This is a genomic window from Paenibacillus sp. 1A_MP2 (assembly GCF_052244825.1).
Classification (GTDB): domain Bacteria; phylum Bacillota; class Bacilli; order Paenibacillales; family Paenibacillaceae; genus Paenibacillus; species Paenibacillus vandeheii.
The window spans coordinates 2,449,834-2,464,926 of sequence record NZ_JBQQCS010000001.1 but is presented as its reverse complement, the minus strand read 5'-3'; the positions used below and the strand labels follow the sequence as shown (position 1 = coordinate 2,464,926).

At 42.4% G+C, this 15,093-nt stretch carries 18 protein-coding genes and 1 pseudogene; all 19 read right to left on the bottom strand.

The window, feature by feature from the left end:
* Positions 1 to 180: 180 nt before the first annotated feature.
* The 19 genes and pseudogenes from ACTWJ7_RS12060 to ACTWJ7_RS11970 all read right to left on the bottom strand — a co-directional run bounded on the left by ACTWJ7_RS12060 (position 181) and on the right by ACTWJ7_RS11970 (position 15,084).
* Positions 181 to 1,605 (bottom strand): hypothetical protein, encoded by a 1,425-nt coding sequence (locus ACTWJ7_RS12060; RefSeq protein WP_443145491.1) that lies wholly within the window; start codon positions 1,603 to 1,605, stop codon positions 181 to 183.
* Positions 1,606 to 1,996: 391 nt separating this feature from the next.
* Positions 1,997 to 2,470, bottom strand: a complete 474-nt coding sequence (locus ACTWJ7_RS12055; RefSeq protein WP_094939947.1) for an SMI1/KNR4 family protein — start codon at positions 2,468 to 2,470, stop codon at positions 1,997 to 1,999.
* Positions 2,471 to 2,484: 14 nt separating this feature from the next.
* Positions 2,485 to 2,628 (bottom strand): HNH endonuclease signature motif containing protein, encoded by a 144-nt coding sequence (locus tag ACTWJ7_RS12050; RefSeq protein WP_301878433.1) that lies wholly within the window; start codon positions 2,626 to 2,628, stop codon positions 2,485 to 2,487.
* A gap of 207 nt (positions 2,629 to 2,835) precedes the next feature.
* Positions 2,836 to 3,942, bottom strand: a complete 1,107-nt coding sequence (locus ACTWJ7_RS12045) for a hypothetical protein (RefSeq protein ID WP_301878060.1) — start codon at positions 3,940 to 3,942, stop codon at positions 2,836 to 2,838.
* A gap of 723 nt (positions 3,943 to 4,665) precedes the next feature.
* Complete coding sequence (locus ACTWJ7_RS12040) at positions 4,666 to 5,085, bottom strand: SMI1/KNR4 family protein (protein ID WP_079350111.1); 420 nt, start codon at positions 5,083 to 5,085, stop codon at positions 4,666 to 4,668.
* A gap of 11 nt (positions 5,086 to 5,096) precedes the next feature.
* A complete protein-coding gene (locus tag ACTWJ7_RS12035; RefSeq protein ID WP_079350108.1) occupies positions 5,097 to 5,249 on the bottom strand; it encodes an HNH endonuclease in 153 nt (50 codons plus the stop codon).
* A gap of 135 nt (positions 5,250 to 5,384) precedes the next feature.
* Positions 5,385 to 5,894: an SMI1/KNR4 family protein gene (locus ACTWJ7_RS12030; RefSeq protein WP_301878436.1), complete on the bottom strand. Its 510-nt coding sequence runs from the start codon at positions 5,892 to 5,894 to the stop codon at positions 5,385 to 5,387.
* A 246-nt stretch (positions 5,895 to 6,140) separates the two neighbouring features.
* Positions 6,141 to 6,329, bottom strand: a pseudogene (locus tag ACTWJ7_RS12025) (hypothetical protein); the annotation flags it as partial.
* Positions 6,330 to 6,421: 92 nt separating this feature from the next.
* On the bottom strand, positions 6,422 to 6,862 hold the full coding sequence (locus tag ACTWJ7_RS12020) for an SMI1/KNR4 family protein (RefSeq protein ID WP_079350107.1): 441 nt from the start codon (positions 6,860 to 6,862) through the stop codon (positions 6,422 to 6,424).
* A 2-nt stretch (positions 6,863 to 6,864) separates the two neighbouring features.
* Entirely contained in the window at positions 6,865 to 7,554 is a 690-nt protein-coding gene (locus ACTWJ7_RS12015) for an HNH endonuclease (RefSeq protein ID WP_443145490.1), read from the bottom strand.
* 136 nt (positions 7,555 to 7,690) lie between these two features.
* Positions 7,691 to 8,761 (bottom strand): hypothetical protein, encoded by a 1,071-nt coding sequence (locus ACTWJ7_RS12010; RefSeq protein WP_443145489.1) that lies wholly within the window; start codon positions 8,759 to 8,761, stop codon positions 7,691 to 7,693.
* 54 nt (positions 8,762 to 8,815) lie between these two features.
* Positions 8,816 to 9,334: a hypothetical protein gene (locus ACTWJ7_RS12005; protein ID WP_079350494.1), complete on the bottom strand. Its 519-nt coding sequence runs from the start codon at positions 9,332 to 9,334 to the stop codon at positions 8,816 to 8,818.
* Positions 9,335 to 9,593: 259 nt separating this feature from the next.
* Positions 9,594 to 10,214 (bottom strand): hypothetical protein, encoded by a 621-nt coding sequence (locus ACTWJ7_RS12000; RefSeq protein ID WP_079350493.1) that lies wholly within the window; start codon positions 10,212 to 10,214, stop codon positions 9,594 to 9,596.
* A 613-nt stretch (positions 10,215 to 10,827) separates the two neighbouring features.
* Positions 10,828 to 11,133, bottom strand: coding sequence for a DUF6985 domain-containing protein (locus ACTWJ7_RS11995; RefSeq protein WP_443145488.1), 306 nt, complete (start codon positions 11,131 to 11,133; stop codon positions 10,828 to 10,830).
* The gene (locus tag ACTWJ7_RS11990; RefSeq protein WP_443145487.1) at positions 11,126 to 11,305 is read right to left on the bottom strand and encodes a hypothetical protein; all 180 of its coding nucleotides are present in this window, start codon (positions 11,303 to 11,305) and stop codon (positions 11,126 to 11,128) included. The genes ACTWJ7_RS11995 and ACTWJ7_RS11990 overlap by 8 nt, the downstream gene beginning before the upstream one ends.
* Positions 11,306 to 11,325: 20 nt before the next feature.
* Positions 11,326 to 11,697 (bottom strand): HNH endonuclease, encoded by a 372-nt coding sequence (locus tag ACTWJ7_RS11985; protein WP_443145486.1) that lies wholly within the window; start codon positions 11,695 to 11,697, stop codon positions 11,326 to 11,328.
* Entirely contained in the window at positions 11,646 to 11,942 is a 297-nt protein-coding gene (locus ACTWJ7_RS11980) for a hypothetical protein (RefSeq protein WP_443145485.1), read from the bottom strand. The genes ACTWJ7_RS11985 and ACTWJ7_RS11980 overlap by 52 nt, the downstream gene beginning before the upstream one ends.
* Positions 11,939 to 14,647: an adhesin gene (locus tag ACTWJ7_RS11975; protein ID WP_443145484.1), complete on the bottom strand. Its 2,709-nt coding sequence runs from the start codon at positions 14,645 to 14,647 to the stop codon at positions 11,939 to 11,941. The genes ACTWJ7_RS11980 and ACTWJ7_RS11975 overlap by 4 nt, the downstream gene beginning before the upstream one ends.
* A 2-nt stretch (positions 14,648 to 14,649) precedes the next feature.
* Positions 14,650 to 15,084 carry a DUF4280 domain-containing protein gene (locus tag ACTWJ7_RS11970; RefSeq protein WP_079349700.1) on the bottom strand — a complete coding sequence of 145 codons (435 nt, stop codon included), beginning with the start codon at positions 15,082 to 15,084 and terminating at the stop codon, positions 14,650 to 14,652.
* Between the last annotated feature and the right edge of the window lie 9 nt (positions 15,085 to 15,093).

Here is a 15,093-nt window from a genome sequence, read left to right as displayed (position 1 = left end):
TTTGGATCATCAAAAGTACACTCTATTAATTATGCTTGTTCAAGCAATATATCGATAAATCAAAACTTCTTAAGTCCACTTCATCTAGCTTTAACATTTCGCCTTCTTTACCAATTGTCTCAACCCACTTTTTATGCAATTCAAACTTCCTATTAAGATTTCCTTCCATTTTCCCACTCCTTAAGGATACCATATTATTTTATCTGTTACTCCTTCTTCATCAATTGCTTTCTTGAGTTGTTCAACATGCTTAGGCTCCATTTTTCTCGTGTCAATAATTACGTTGTTCCCATTATCAAATTCTTTTTGTAGCTTTTTCATACCTTGTTTGATAGTAAAGGCACCCTTTTTGGGATTTGTTATAGGAACTCCATTGTCACCACTTGGGTACGATTCAAAGCTTTTCACGTCCAACTTTAAACCTGAAGAAGTATCAATAAACTCTGCTCCATTTTCTGCTTGAGGATCACGTATTAGCTTTCCTAATTGACCTCTTTCTTCTACTGCTAATCCAACTTCCCTTTCCCTTATATTTTCAGGTTCTATTTTCCCATCACTTGCTAGATCTCGAGCTAAGTCATCCAATTCCTTCTGAGTTCTACCGCCCGTATAATTTCCATCCTTATCATAAAGATTAGGTTTGTTACCTTTACCAGTCCCCTCAGTGCCTTCCAGTTTATCCTTCGGTTTATTTGTATTCTCCTCTGGTTTTTTCGTTTCGGATGATTTAGGTGGTTTCGTATCGGCTTGCGGTTTACCTTCGTCCTTTTTCTTCGTTGGCGGCTTCCAGGTATTCACTTCATTCGGTGTTTCTTTTTTTTCTGGATTCGTCTTTGGTGTCGTGCTTGGTTTCGACGTTGTCGTTGAATTTCCTTCATTCTTTTTCGAAGAAGGTGAACTACCCGAACTTGTTTTCGACTTCGGCGGGTTCTCTACAGGTTTTGAGGTTGATCCTCCCCCACTGTTTGCTGTCTTTCCATTCCCCGAAGCCGTCTCACCTGTTTTGTTCGTCTTATTATTGCTCCAATGACTTCCTCCACCAGATACGATTCGCATCTGCTGACTTTCTTCCCAATATTTTCGGACAAATGTCTTCACTTTGGGCACTATAGGCGAAGACGGGCTCGTGCTCACTTTGGGCGGCGTTGTTCCACTTGCCTGGGGGATAGACCGGACCGAGCCTACAAGACCACCTGCCGAACCTCTCTTGTTCTTAAAATTAACATGAGTATCCAGACCTTTTAGCGTCGCATCATATTGATCGTATTCACCCCATAGTTCAGCAAAGGCTTGTTCGCTCATGGGAGCCTTGAGCCTCCAGGACAGATACTTCATTTCATCTAGGCTTAGCCCTTGAGCCTTCCAATAGTCATAACTCCCTAGTTCCTCTACCGTGATATGAGGCCTGCCAATATCGAAGGTAATATTCGCAAAATGGGGACCTACAAAAAGAATATTGTATTCCTCCGGGTTTTTCATCACTTTGTTGAAATAATCCAGCGAACTTTTCAGGTCCTGATCTGCCTGTTGTTTCGTCCACTTCTCCCGAATATAACCTGGAATTTCATAATATGTGGCACTAATTTCCTGATGCTGCTGATGCAACTTCTTGATCAGATCAAGAGGCGAAGTCGCTGTAGTTAACTCTTTAGCGGCCGTCAGCATTTTACCAAACAGTTTTTCACTTTGCTTCGTTCTCCTGCTGTTGTAGCTCAGCGAAACCTTTAGTAAGTCGGTCCAGCAAATTCAATGCCGGTGGCTTGAAGGAGCCCACAACTCCCATCTGATTTTGACCTTAATTAAGCGTAGTGATCATTAATTTGGCATAGATAAAAAAGGCTCCTCCTACTCATGGTTCAAGTTGGAAAGAGCTTTTGAAAGTTTTAACAAGTGTATTGGTCAAGTTTTTAGGTGTTTGTTTTGTTGGACGTTTTGTACTATCTTGTTGTTGGAGTTGTGAATACCTGTGTAACAATAACAGGCTTAAGTATATTGTTTATTCAGTTAACATCGCCAAAAAATCTTTAAAACTATCCGCAACAACATAACTCACTGGATCAAATTCACCAGAATTTGCATGATCCCAGACACAAACGTTAGGGGAATTCCTAGATTTACGAAAATCTAAACATAGAAAGTCACCAGAAAATAGAACAGCAACTGGTAACAACGCTACTCCTATCAAGTCCTCATCATCAATCAATCTCTCGTCAAGTTGAGATTTTGTGGCATCTATATCAAATATTCCAAATTCATGTTTGGTCGGATCTTCAATAATACACAAAAATCTAGTAATTAAGTAATTATGACCACCACAACTAAAAGAACGTCTTTCTGGAATGCCTCCATTATTTATTTTAATAAATTCTTTATAGTCTGAAGGCAACTCTACCCTCCAGAAACCTTCTTCTTTTGACAATAGCTGATCAGATGGTAATGGATAAATAATAGATTCTGCTCTCGTTTCCACAATTTTTTCCTCCCTTATCTTGGTGCATCTGCCCACATTCCAGTTGATCTACCACCATTATGAGTAGTAATATTGTGAATACCAAAGGGAACTAATTGCATTTTCCCCGGTACTTCAGTGTGATGCCATGTATACGATCCGTTGTCAACCAATTTCATTATGTCTTTTGGTAGATTTTTATTCAACTAGTTAAACTGTTCTGTGTCACCTTTCTTCCACAAATCTTTTGGAAGGTAATCTGTATGCACTACTACACCAGCCCCCTCAAAATCAGCAAAGCCGTAACGCATACCTTCTACTTTCTTCACTTCAATTTTAGGTATAAGTTTCAATTCCTCAGCTTTAGTTCTAATCAGTTTTCTTTGTCAACCTGTTAAATTAGCACCTCCCTGTATACTTTTTTCCCATGACCATCCTTTAATATTTATGATATCAACATAATGCTTAGCATAGTCATCTAATACTTCATCAAATTTCTTATTACCTGATAAGAAATCATCAATGTTTTTTAAATATGGTGGTTTACTACCACTTCCACCTTTACCAGTCCCCTCAGTGCCTTCCAGTTTATCCTTCGGTTTATTTGTATTCTCCTCTGGTTTTTTCGTTTCGGATGATTTAGGTGGTTTCGTATCGGCTTGCGGTTTACCTTCGTCCTTCTTCTTCGTTGCAGACGGCTTCCAGGTATTCACTTCATTCGGTGTTTCTTTTTTTTCTGGATTCGTCTTTGGTGTCGTGCTTGGTTCCGACGTTGTCGTTGAATTTCCTTCATTCTTTTTCGAAGAAGGTGAACTACCCGAACTTGTTTTCGACTTCGGCGGGTTCTCTACAGGTTTAGAGGTTGATCCTCCCCCACTGTTTGCTGTCTTTCCATTCCCCGAAGTCGTCTCACCTGTTTTGTTCGTCTTATTATTGCTCCAATGACTTCCTCCACCAGATACGATTCGCATCTTCTGACTTTCTTCCCAATACTTTCGGACAAATGTCTTCACTTTGGGCACTATGGGCGAAGACGGGCTCGTGCTCACTTTGGGCGGCGTTGTTCCACTTGCCTGCGGGATAGACCGGACCGGGCCTACAAGACCGCCTACCGAACCTCTCTTGTTCTTAAAATTAACTTGAGTATCCTGACCTTTTAGCGTCGCATCATATTGATCGTATTCACCCCATAGTTCAGCAAAGGCTTGTTCGCTCATGGGAGCCTTGAGCCTCCAGGACAGATACTTCATTTCATCCAGGCTTAGCCCTTGAGCCTTCCAATAGTCATAACTCCCCAGTTCCTCTACCGTGATATGAGGTCTGCCAATATCGAAGGTGATATTCGCAAAATGGGGACCTACAAAAAGAATATTGTATTCCTCCGGGTTTTTCATCACTTTGTTGAAATAATCCAGCGAACTTTTCAGGTCCTGATCTGCCTGTTGTTTCGTCCACTTCTCCCGAATATGACCTGGAATTTCATAATACGTCATGCTAATTTCCTGATGCTGCTGATGCAACACCATATTATTTAAATATTTTCTGTACTTTAGGATCTGGCAGAGGTTTAAGCGTGCACTGGGATTCACCTCGTCCCACTTTAAATCCAACCTTGGGATTTTCAGGTGCTGGCGTCTGATTAAGTCCTGCTTCAGTTGAACGACCCGAATTATGGTTCGACTTTGGGCAGGTAGCTAGCCAAACCGCACTCAACTTCTATGTCAACTGCTCATCAGCAGATTTTCTCCTTGCGCTGTAACAATCGCTGAAAGGTTCTATTAAGTTGCGGACAATATGAAAAAGCCTTCGTATTAGCCGCCTTACTCTCAATAGTGCGTTAATCTATTCTAAAAGATGCGATTTATTGCTATTTCATCCTACTTATCGGGCGTATTCTACAGTTTCAAAAAAACGTAAGAGAACCACGATAACAAAAAACAGGTCAATCATAGTGGTATCTGACCATAATCAACCTGTTTGATGTAACGGTATAGCGTTATTTAATTTATAATTTAAAGTAGATCGTGTGCGTTCAACCGAAATGGATTACGTCTAATTGGAGTCAGCCGCCCAACCTCATTTCATATTTAATAGGACGTTGGGACAGAAATAAGAAAAATAGAAGGGAAAATTGCAGTGTAACATTGATGGCTGTAATGTAAGTTCTTGTTTTAGTAAATACGCTCATGAAAACACTAGGGATTTTAAATGAATTCTTAATATAAGTTATCAAAAAAATCATTAAAACTACTTTTTAAAAAGAACATATTTTCCATTTCTTCATCTGACTCCATATCATGTATCCAAAAATAATTTTCTCCAAAGTGTTTCTCACCAGTTCCAATACAAATCTCGTTTCCTCCCGGATCATTAGCAATCGATATAAATTTTCCAGGTAACTCTCCATCTAAAACCTCAAATACCTTACCCAAATTCCCCTTCATATTACCAATCCCGTAGAATTTATTTATGACACTTTCACCCTCTTCATCAGAAATCTTAAATGTCGATTCTTCAAGATATCCTCCATTATATTTAAGTAAGAAATCAACATACTGTTCAGGAAGGTTAAGAACATATTTACTTTCAAATTCACGAATATCATTTATAGTTATTCTTTCGTTTACTCTATCCATATTCGCCACAGTTATTCTCCTTTTTTATTTTTTCCATTTACTGTTGACTGACCACCGATATGTCTAAACTCTCTATGAATATCTTCATTAACAAGGATCATTGTCTTTCCATCTTCATGATGATGCCACGTATAACCGTCTGGAGGTTTATTACTAGCTGGCACAGGTGGATTAGAATCTTTATGGAAAGTAACGCTTAAACAAGCACACCTTTAGGTAACAGATGTAACAACTATAGCCATTTCATAAAACTATAAAAGGCTTACTCCTGACTCATTGTTCGAGTAGGAGTAAGCCTTTTAAATGTTGTCATATGATTGCATTATAGGAAGAATATATTCTTCTAGCATATCAAGAAAACTATTAACATTATCTGCAATTTTTTCTGTAACTGGGTCATACTCATCTGACTCCTCATTATACCATATACAAACAACTGGATCGACTTTACTTTCAGTATAGTCTAGACAAACAAAATCTCCTGCAAATAGAGCTGCAATTGGTACTAATTCAGCACCTGTCATATCTCCATCAGAGAGTATCCTTTCATCCAATTGACTGAAAACAACCTTAATATCATACATACCATTATCATGCTCGCTTGGCTTGTCCAATAAACAAAGAAAACGATCAACCACATATCTATTCGATTTAAATTCAAAAAATCTAGTTATTGGAATAGATCCATTGCTTTTCGAAATAAAATCTATAAAATCTTTGGGAAACTCGATTTCAAAATTCTCTTCTACACGCTTAATTAAATTACTACCTGGAAGCGGATAAATTATACTATTATTTTGTATTTTCAACATATTTCACCTCTCAAATTAATGTCTTGGAGCGTCTGCCCAGTGTCCCTTTGTTCTTCCTCCATTATGCTTTGTAATACTATGAATACCAAAAGTACAAGTTTCATCAATTCACTTTCTTCATTATGGTGCCAAGTTGTTCCTTCTGGTTGTACTTTATTTGGTAATCTATCATTCAGCCACTTGAATTGTACAGCATCTGTTTCCTTTTAATTCGTGCCATATTAGTTTATTTTCATCTCGCTAAATCTTTATATCTTTAGCAGTAATTTTACCAGACTCCATACCAAATTGGCGTGCTATTTCAGGAGAATTATTAAGTTGTTCAGCTAAGCTTTGATCTGATTGAGCAAAATTAGCTCTTCTCGCTGCTCCTCCGTATGTGCCTTTTCCACCTAACATATACTCAATTTGCACTTCTTCTTTAGCTACTGGTCAAAGATCAGGGATCAGACAAATGAAAAAGCCAATTTCGACTTATAATTCAAGTTGAAATTAGCTTTTCTGCATCCGTCATTTTCTAAAGATTAAACTTCATATAAACTATCTAAAAAGCTATCAAAAGAATCAGATATAAGAAACATATTGCTCATCTTTTCAGTAGGTTCTATATCATGAAGGAAAATATATATTTTCCCCGTATACTCTTCGCTAGTTCCTAGACAAATTTGATTTCCTCCAGAATCATCACCTATAGATATAAATTCGTTTGGGATTTCGCCATATAATGAGTCAAACACACTCGATAACTCATCGTAGGATTCATTGATATCTAGCCCATAAAGTGTGTTGAGAGCAGTCTCTCCTTCATCATCTGAAATTTTGAAAACATTTGGCTTTACATTACCACCGTTATACTCAAGCAAAAAATCGCGATATTGAACCGGAAGCACGACATGATATTTTGCTTCAAATTCCTCAATATTTTTTAATTTAACTTTTTCATTTGTGTTATAAATCGTTGCCATGTTTATTCTCCTTTATAATCATTTTTTCCGTTAATTGTACACTGACCACCTATATGTCTAAAGTCCCTATGGATATCCTTCTGAACAAGAACCATTGTCTTTCCATCTTCATGATGATGCCAAGTGTACCCTGTTGGAGGTTGATTTAGTTCAGGAACTGGTGGATCAGAATCCTTATTTAGTCCTGCTTCTAAGTTCGCCTTCTTGAAGTCCGCCTGAGGGTTTTTAGGAGTAGTGACTTCTATTGTTACTGGTTTAATAGTAGGATGATAATACTCTGAAAAGTCGGGGTAGCCATCTGGATAACTCACAGACTGCCCTTTCTTATTAGTATATGTCCAAGTTCCATTCTTATCTATTGAGATGTAACCACCCTTATTATACCATTTTTGTGGAATAGGTGAATTCATCGGTTTAGTTTCCATTATTTCTTTAGTAAAATCCGACAGTTCTAACTTCTTACCTTTCCCCGTTCCCTCAGTACCTTTCGAACTCTCCTTCGGTTTATTTGTATTCTCCTGCGGTTTCTCCGGTTCGGATGATTTAGGTGGTTTCGTATCGGCTTGCGGTTTACCTTCGTCCTTTTTCTTCGTTGGCGGCTTCCAGGTATTCACTTCATTCGGTGTTTCTTTTTTCTGGATTCGTCTTTGGTGTCGTGCTTGGTTTCGACGTTGTCGTTGAATTTCCTTCATTCTTTTTCGAAGAAGGTGAACTACCCGAACTTGTTTTCGACTTCGGCGGGTTCTCTACAGGTTTTGAGGTTGATCCTCCCCACTGTTTGCTGTCTTTCCATTCCCCGAAGTCGTCTCACCTGTTTTGTTCGTCTTATTATTGCTCCAATGACTTCCTCCACCAGATACGATTCGCATCTGCTGACTTTCTTCCCAATATTTTCGGACAAATGTCTTCACTTTGGGCACTATAGGCGAAGACGGGCTCGTGCTCACTTTGGGCGGGGTTGTTCCACTTGCCTGGGGGATCAGACCGGACCGAGCCTACAAGACCACCTGCCAAACCTCTCTTGTTCTTAAAATTAACTTGAGTATCCAGACCTTTTAGCGTCGCATCATATTGATCGTATTCACCCCATAGTTCAGCAAAGGCTTGTTCGCTCATGGGAGCCTTGAGCCTCCAGGACAGATACTTCATTTCATCCAGGCTTAGCCCTTGAGCCTTCCAATAGTCATAACTCCCTAGTTCCTCTACCGTGATATGAGGCCTGCCAATATCGAAGGTAATATTCGCAAAATGGGGACCTACAAAAAGAATATTGTATTCCTCCGGGTTTTTCATCACTTTGTTGAAATAATCCAGCGAACTTTTCAGGTCCTGATCTGCCTGCTGTTTCGTCCACTTCTCCCGAATATGACCTGGAATTTCATAATACGTCATGCTAATTTCCTGATGCTGCTGATGCAACTTCTTGATCAGATCGAGAGGCGAAGTCGCTGTAGTTAACACTTTAGCGGCCGTCAGCATTTTACCAAGCATCGCCCATTTCGCTTCGTTCTCCTGCTGTTGCATTTCAGCAAAACCATTCATGAGTCGTTCCAGCAAATTCAGCCCTGAAGGCTTGAAAGACCCTATCTTCGGTACACTCGCGATGAGACCCGTGGCCACGGCGGCGATACCAGCACCGACGGCGGTTTGAGCAGCAATACCTCCTAGCGCTCCCATGATCGGAATCATAGCAGTGATGGCCAATGCAGCTCCAACCAAGGATCCATCCTTCGGGTTCGTCGTCGAGGCCTGGGTTAATGCGGCTGCCTCTGCAGCAGCAGCCTGAGCCGCTTCGTACTCCTCAATCGGCATCAGCGGTGGCTCTGGCTCTGGTGGCAGATCCGCCACATGAACAGGCGCTTTGTTGCTGCCCTCCTGTTGCAGCAGGCCTGCTTGCACATTGGCCTACCCGTCCAGAATGAAGCTGCCACCCCCACCAAGCAGCTGCTTTTTTTAATCCTTTACCAACAACTTGCATGACCTTTCCTTAATGTCTAGCGTTCTTACCCTTAGATTACCGCCAATCATCGTTCCGTTCTCTATTAAATCGCGATGCATCTTATGATCGTAGATCATCTCTACGAATTTCTCATTGCTAATCGGATTGTAAATCAATTGAGTTACATATTCCATTTGTTCCAATGTCAGGTCCTGACGCAACCAAAAATTATAATCTTTTACCTCCTCGACGGTAATATTATGATATATACCCGCCCTGTCTAATGCCCATGAAATTTCTTGGTAGTAGGGCGAAAAGAAGGTTTGATGTTGAACATCGTCTTTCTCCACACTCTCGAAAAATTCCAGCGACTTCTGCAGGTCACGTTGGACTTTTTCACGCGCCCACTTCTCACAGAAGTAACTCGGAATTTGCTCATAAGCAAGACTAATCTCCTTGTTCTGTTGTTCCAACTTCTTAAAGAAATCGGTCACCGAAGTCGATGTAGTCAACTCTTTGGCAGCCGTCAGCATACCATTTCGCTTCGCGCTCCTACCATTGGAGCTCAGTATACCTTATCGTGAGACAGTCTAGTTCAGATACAGCCTAATAATATAATATTCAGGCTACCGTACAATTTAGGTGTATTGTGGTAATTCTCATGCCAACGCGGTGGGTGCTTACGAGACTTACCCTTCTAGAAGCCGTAACTGTCGCTCGATTACCTCCGTCCGTTCACCGCACAAATCCAGTACAATGCTATGACACTCGACCAATGACAGCATACCCAACTCATTCGGCGTTGCATTGCGTATATCTTCCTGTATTCTTCTCACATATGACGGATAGAAGTCCTTGCTCTTTATCGTTGGCAGAACAGCCGATACAACTGCTTCCCGAAAACAAGTCCTGCCTGTCTTGGTACTTCTCTCTCACCCAGTCGTCCATTTGCACAAGAACCACATCATAATTGGATTCGTTGTAGACATGTTTTAAGAAAGCATGAGCGGCTTCTGACAAGACCATACAGGGGTTCAGCATCGTACATAGACGATAGAAGTTCCTCCGACCACGCCTTTGAACCTCGATAAAGTCCTTCTTCTTCAACCTTGGTGCAGACGGTATTCTCGATAACCCAAGATGGAGAGCCATCACTTGCTGATTGATAACAAACCACTCCGCTATTTTCCGTTTTATCCCTCTGTCCAATATCCCCCACGATACAAGTTCAAGGAGTACGTTAACCGCATTGCCTTTCAAGAAAAAGCATAGGCGGATTTCTTGAGGAACTTTGGCATAAAACGCGGTATTGACTGCATAGAGTTCTGTCGGTTCTTCATCCGGTTGTTCAGCACAGGCATTTCTGAACATTCTAGACTGTAGTTCTTCCCAATTCGTTAATGGCATGTCCATGATTGCTTTCCCCCTCGAATAGTGATGGAGTGAGCGGCTAACCTTACCATATGAACTACTCTCTATGTCAACTGGTCGTCACCAGATTATCCTTACACAATAAAGATCGTAACTACTATCAAATTCGTTGCATGCTTCCTTGTAAAAATGGTTCCGATACAGCCTCGCAATATAGTGGTCGAACCATCCTGCAATTTTGGTGCAACATTCCTAGCACTACATCCATCAAGAAACGTAATTTACAGTTGTGAATGATTTGAAAAATCGGTGAGAAAGCGAACATACAAAAAACAGATCCATTATGGTGGTATCTGACCATAATCGACCTGTTCAACATGATGCTATTAAGTTAAGTAGGGTATAAAATTCAAGCGTTGATGTGCGTACAAACAAAATGAAGAAATCTCTATACAGATACTACATGGGTTAAGTATGAGATTAGTTGAATAATGGCTTCATTCGGCACTGGGTGGGGGTTATTCTTTAACCGCCGCCATCTATATCAGAGAATGAAAAAGACCACAACACGGGCGGCTAACTCGCATTGTGGCATTGTACGATCTTGTTGCTGGGGTTATAAACCAAGTTTACACTAAGTCTTTGACAGACCCTGTTAAAGTACAATATCTTGAAGACCCACTTCTACTACTTCTTCATTTTCAACACTAATACCCAATCCATGTTCTTGTTCCCAAGTGCAATCACATAATATCCCTACTCTTCTAATACCATCTTCGAAATCATATCTTATTAGCAAACCTGTAGGCGTAACAAGTCTCCCTAACTCGTCTATTGATGAAATCTTTGGAACATTTTTTTCAACTTCTTCACTATCACTTTGCATTGCTCGATAATCTTCATAGTTCTCTAAATAATACTCTAAAATCTTATCTTCGCTTTCCTTTACTATGCTAGGCATATTCGCTTTGAATTGCGAAAAAGCATCCCGTTGGTTTCGGAGTAATTTCCTCATTCTCTTCGCCATAAATATTCAAAAGTATTTTTTGGTTTTTCCCAAACATAGTTATCTCTGTCGTCCCTATCCATAAATCTTCATAAACAATTTCTCCAAACAACTCATCTTTTTTCATTTTTAGAGTATCGTCCTTTCTTATTTAACTTCACTTACACCACCAAGGTGTCCAAATTTAGAATTAACACTACTCGGAACCAATTGTATGGTTTTTCCATCATTAAGTTCATGCCAAGTATACTTGTTTTTTGTTCTCCATATTGCCACTTCAGCCTTTGTCCACTGCTTCTCTGGTGTTGACCACTGCTCTGCGAGCAACTTGTCAGCTTTTGAAAAATTAGAAGTTCTTGAACTAGACATACCCGTAATCTCAAATTCCGCCTTCGAAAACGGAGATAAATCTGGCATTGCATTCTTATATTCTACACCTTTAACTCCTGCTTCATCAAGATATGGTTTTACTTCAGGCTTATCTGAAATAAAAGTTGATTCGCCTCTTCGCCAGTCCATTTACCATTATTTACAGGAGTTTGATTCAGCCTTTCTTGATAAGTGCTTTTCAATGGTGTTACATCATAACCTTTTGTTACTTTAGGAACATTACCCGTCCCCTCAGTGCCTTCCGGATCATCCTTCGGTTTGTTTGTTTTGGGATTCTCCTGCGGTTTCTCCGGTTCGGATGATTTAGGCGGTTTCGTATCGCCTTGCGGTTTACCTTCGTCCTTTTTCTTCGTTGGCGGCTTCCAGATATTCACTTCATTCGGTGTTTCTTTTTTTCTGGATTCGTCTTTGGTGTCGTGCTTGGTTTCGACGTTGTCGTTGAATTTCCTTCATTCTTTTTCGAAGAAGGTGAACTACCCGAACTTGTTTTCGACTTCGGCGGGTTCTCTACAGGTTTAGAGGTTGATCCTCCCCCACTGTTTGCTGTCTTTCCATTTCCCGAAGCCGTCTCACCTGTTTTGTTCGTCTTATTATTGCTCCAATGACTTCCTCCACCAGATACGATTCGCATCTGCTGACTTTCTTCCCAATATTTTCGGACAAATGTCTTCACTTTGGGCACTATAGGCGAAGACGGGCTCGTGCTCACTTTGGGCGGCGTTGTTCCACTTGCCTGGGGGATCAGCCGGACCGAGCCTACAAGACCACCTGCCGAACCTCTCTTGTTCTTAAAATTAACTTGAGTATCCAGACCTTTTAGCGTCGCATCATATTGATCGTATTCACCCCATAGTTCAGCAAAGGCTTGTTCGCTCATGGGAGCCTTGAGCCTCCAGGACAGATACTTCATTTCATCCAGGCTTAGCCCTTGAGCCTTCCAATAGTCATAACTCCCTAGTTCCTCTACCGTGATATGAGGCCTGCCAATATCGAAGGTAATATTCGCAAAATGGGGACCTACAAAAAGAATATTGTATTCCTCCGGGTTTTTCATCACTTTGTTGAAATAATCCAGCGAACTTTTCAGGTCCTGATCTGCCTGCTGTTTCGTCCACTTCTCCCGAATATGACCTGGAATTTCATAATACGTCATGCTAATTTCCTGATGCTGCTGATGCAACTTCTTGATCAGATCGAGAGGCGAAGTCGCTGTAGTTAACACTTTAGCGGCCGTCAGCATTTTACCAAGCATCGCCCATTTCGCTTCGTTCTCCTGCTGTTGCATTTCAGCAAAACCATTCATGAGTCGTTCCAGCAAATTCAGCCCTGAAGGCTTGAAAGACCCTATCTTCGGTACACTCGCGATGAGACCCGTGGCCACGGCGGCGATACCAGCACCGACGGCGGTTTGAGCAGCAATACCTCCTAGCGCTCCCATGATCGGAATCATAGCAGTGATGGCCAATGCAGCTCCAACCAAGGATCCATCCTTCGGGTTCGTCGTCGAGGCCTGGGTTAATGCGGCTGCCTCTGCAGCAGCAGCCTGAGCCGCTTCGTACTCCTCAATCGGCATCAGCGGTGGCTCTGGCTCTGGTGGCAGATCCGCCACATGAACAGGCGCTTTGTTGCTGCCCTCTTGTTGCAGCAGGCCAGCTCGCACGTTGGCCTCCCCGTCCAGAATGAAGCTGCCACCTCCACCAAGCAGCCATATCGCTTCCGGTGCAGTGGCCTCGATCTTTCCGGCTGCAAGCAGGATGTTGCTACCCTGAATCGACAGATGTCCCGGACTATCCAATAGTACACCCTGCTCATTCAAGGTAATCGTTATCCCGGATCCGGCTTGCAGCGTAACCTCCTCAGGCGACATGCCGATAGAGCTTCCGGCAGGATGGCCCCAGACTTTATGATCCGTCCCCTCGTTAGCAGAACGTTTGCCCTCCGAGATGGAATGACGAATGTATGCGCCGGACTCCAGGCTACTTGGAAAATATAATTCCACTTGATCCCCGATCTCCGGCATCATGTATAATCCGCTATGTCCTTCCGCAGCATATGCTGGGGTGACCGGATAGGGAGATGCGGCCCCTTGCGCCATCGGGCCCTCGTCCATGGGTAATTTGATCTGAACATGGTCATGAATCACGCGGACCACCTCACCATATAACGACAAGCCAATCAGGTCCGATAGGTCGCATCTAGGTACGCGAATGTGATCCTCGGGTACCATACGATAGATCGTCATGAGCAGCCCGGATTCCAGGCGTGAATTGGCATACACCACGGTTAGCTCCGTGCCATCCGGCAGTTCAACTTTGTCTCCAAGTGCATAGGTGACTGCACTTTCCATCGTATACTGCAATACGCCTTGCGTGCCCTTGGGACCCTGAATGATATATCGATCATCCGTTCCGGAACCACGCCAGTCAATTCCACCCAATTCTTTACGAACCTGATAAGGCTGGTTTTCCGGCCACTTCCACATCTTTCCTGCGGGCAAACCGATAAACAGCTTGGGTGATGCCGCCGTGATTTCGGGGACCAACACCGTACCGAATCGCGAGGCAAGCCGGCGCAGGAACATCCAATCAGTCTCTTTATATTGTAAAACAAGTCCACTCAATAGGGTATTTCCAGTAACCTGATCCATGACATCCGAATAGCGGTATGAATTCATAATGAATTGAATTAGTTCCTTGAACGACCACCCTCTGTTTTGAAAGGCTCGTTCCTGAATACGGATATCCATTTGATACGAGTTGGACAAGGCTTCAAGCTCGAATCGATAGATCCCTCCCGACAATTGAACCGTGAGCGAGGTCATGACGCCATGGAACAGTCTTCTCACCGATCTGCCAGTTTCATCGACTTGCCTGAGCACGATAGATTCACCATCAGCCTGAACCTGAAGAATTTCAGGTCCATCCTCTTCCGGAAGAATGCCGCTGACATAGAGCTTCGCATGCTCGTTCACCTGGCGGGTAATTTGTACGCCCTCCAGCCACTGTGCACGATAAGGCCAATATAAGCGAAGCTGTTCATATCCGATATGCTCCGGTTTCTTCTGCGTGATTTCACTCATCGTCAAAAGTCCAACTGCTGACCGTCATCCTCGATGACGATATCTCCGCCGTACAGACACTTGTGAGTACAGTGACTGAGCAGCGCAGCCTTCCCTTCCACTTTGGTATCTCCCTTTCCGTGAAGCCAGGGCATGGTCAGCACGGGAACGCAAGGCGCTTTCTTAACCCCATAGATGTCAACCATCGTACTTGCCGCTACTGCTGGATTTAGTGGATTGGAACAGTTACCGAACGACCCAATATGGATGCCCGGAACATAATCCTCAACGGTCATCTTCGCTTTCCCCTTGATATATACGCCATGACTGAACGGGATTTTCAATCGTGTACGCTGTGTCCCGCAATTACATTTAAGAATTGCTCCTGCAACGACATAGCCTTTGGAGGCTTCTCTAGCCGTATGAATCTGGGCAGCTTGTTCTTGACTTTGTGCCATCGTAACTCT

Coding starts and splice junctions, on each gene's coding strand:
- ACTWJ7_RS12050 (WP_301878433.1), bottom strand. CDS start 2,628: ATGAAATTGGTTGACAACGGATCGTATACATGGCATCACACTGAAGTA.
- ACTWJ7_RS12045 (WP_301878060.1), bottom strand. CDS start 3,942: ATGACGTATTATGAAATTCCAGGTCATATTCGGGAGAAGTGGACGAAA.
- ACTWJ7_RS12040 (WP_079350111.1), bottom strand. CDS start 5,085: ATGGATAGAGTAAACGAAAGAATAACTATAAATGATATTCGTGAATTT.
- ACTWJ7_RS12020 (WP_079350107.1), bottom strand. CDS start 6,862: ATGGCAACGATTTATAACACAAATGAAAAAGTTAAATTAAAAAATATT.
- ACTWJ7_RS12015 (WP_443145490.1), bottom strand. CDS start 7,554: ATGAAGGAAATTCAACGACAACGTCGAAACCAAGCACGACACCAAAGA.
- ACTWJ7_RS12005 (WP_079350494.1), bottom strand. CDS start 9,334: ATGCTGACGGCTGCCAAAGAGTTGACTACATCGACTTCGGTGACCGAT.
- ACTWJ7_RS12000 (WP_079350493.1), bottom strand. CDS start 10,214: ATGGACATGCCATTAACGAATTGGGAAGAACTACAGTCTAGAATGTTC.
- ACTWJ7_RS11995 (WP_443145488.1), bottom strand. CDS start 11,133: ATGCCTAGCATAGTAAAGGAAAGCGAAGATAAGATTTTAGAGTATTAT.
- ACTWJ7_RS11990 (WP_443145487.1), bottom strand. CDS start 11,305: ATGAAAAAAGATGAGTTGTTTGGAGAAATTGTTTATGAAGATTTATGG.
- ACTWJ7_RS11985 (WP_443145486.1), bottom strand. CDS start 11,697: ATGGACTGGCGAAGAGGCGAATCAACTTTTATTTCAGATAAGCCTGAA.
- ACTWJ7_RS11975 (WP_443145484.1), bottom strand. CDS start 14,647: ATGAGTGAAATCACGCAGAAGAAACCGGAGCATATCGGATATGAACAG.
- ACTWJ7_RS11970 (WP_079349700.1), bottom strand. CDS start 15,084: ATGGCACAAAGTCAAGAACAAGCTGCCCAGATTCATACGGCTAGAGAA.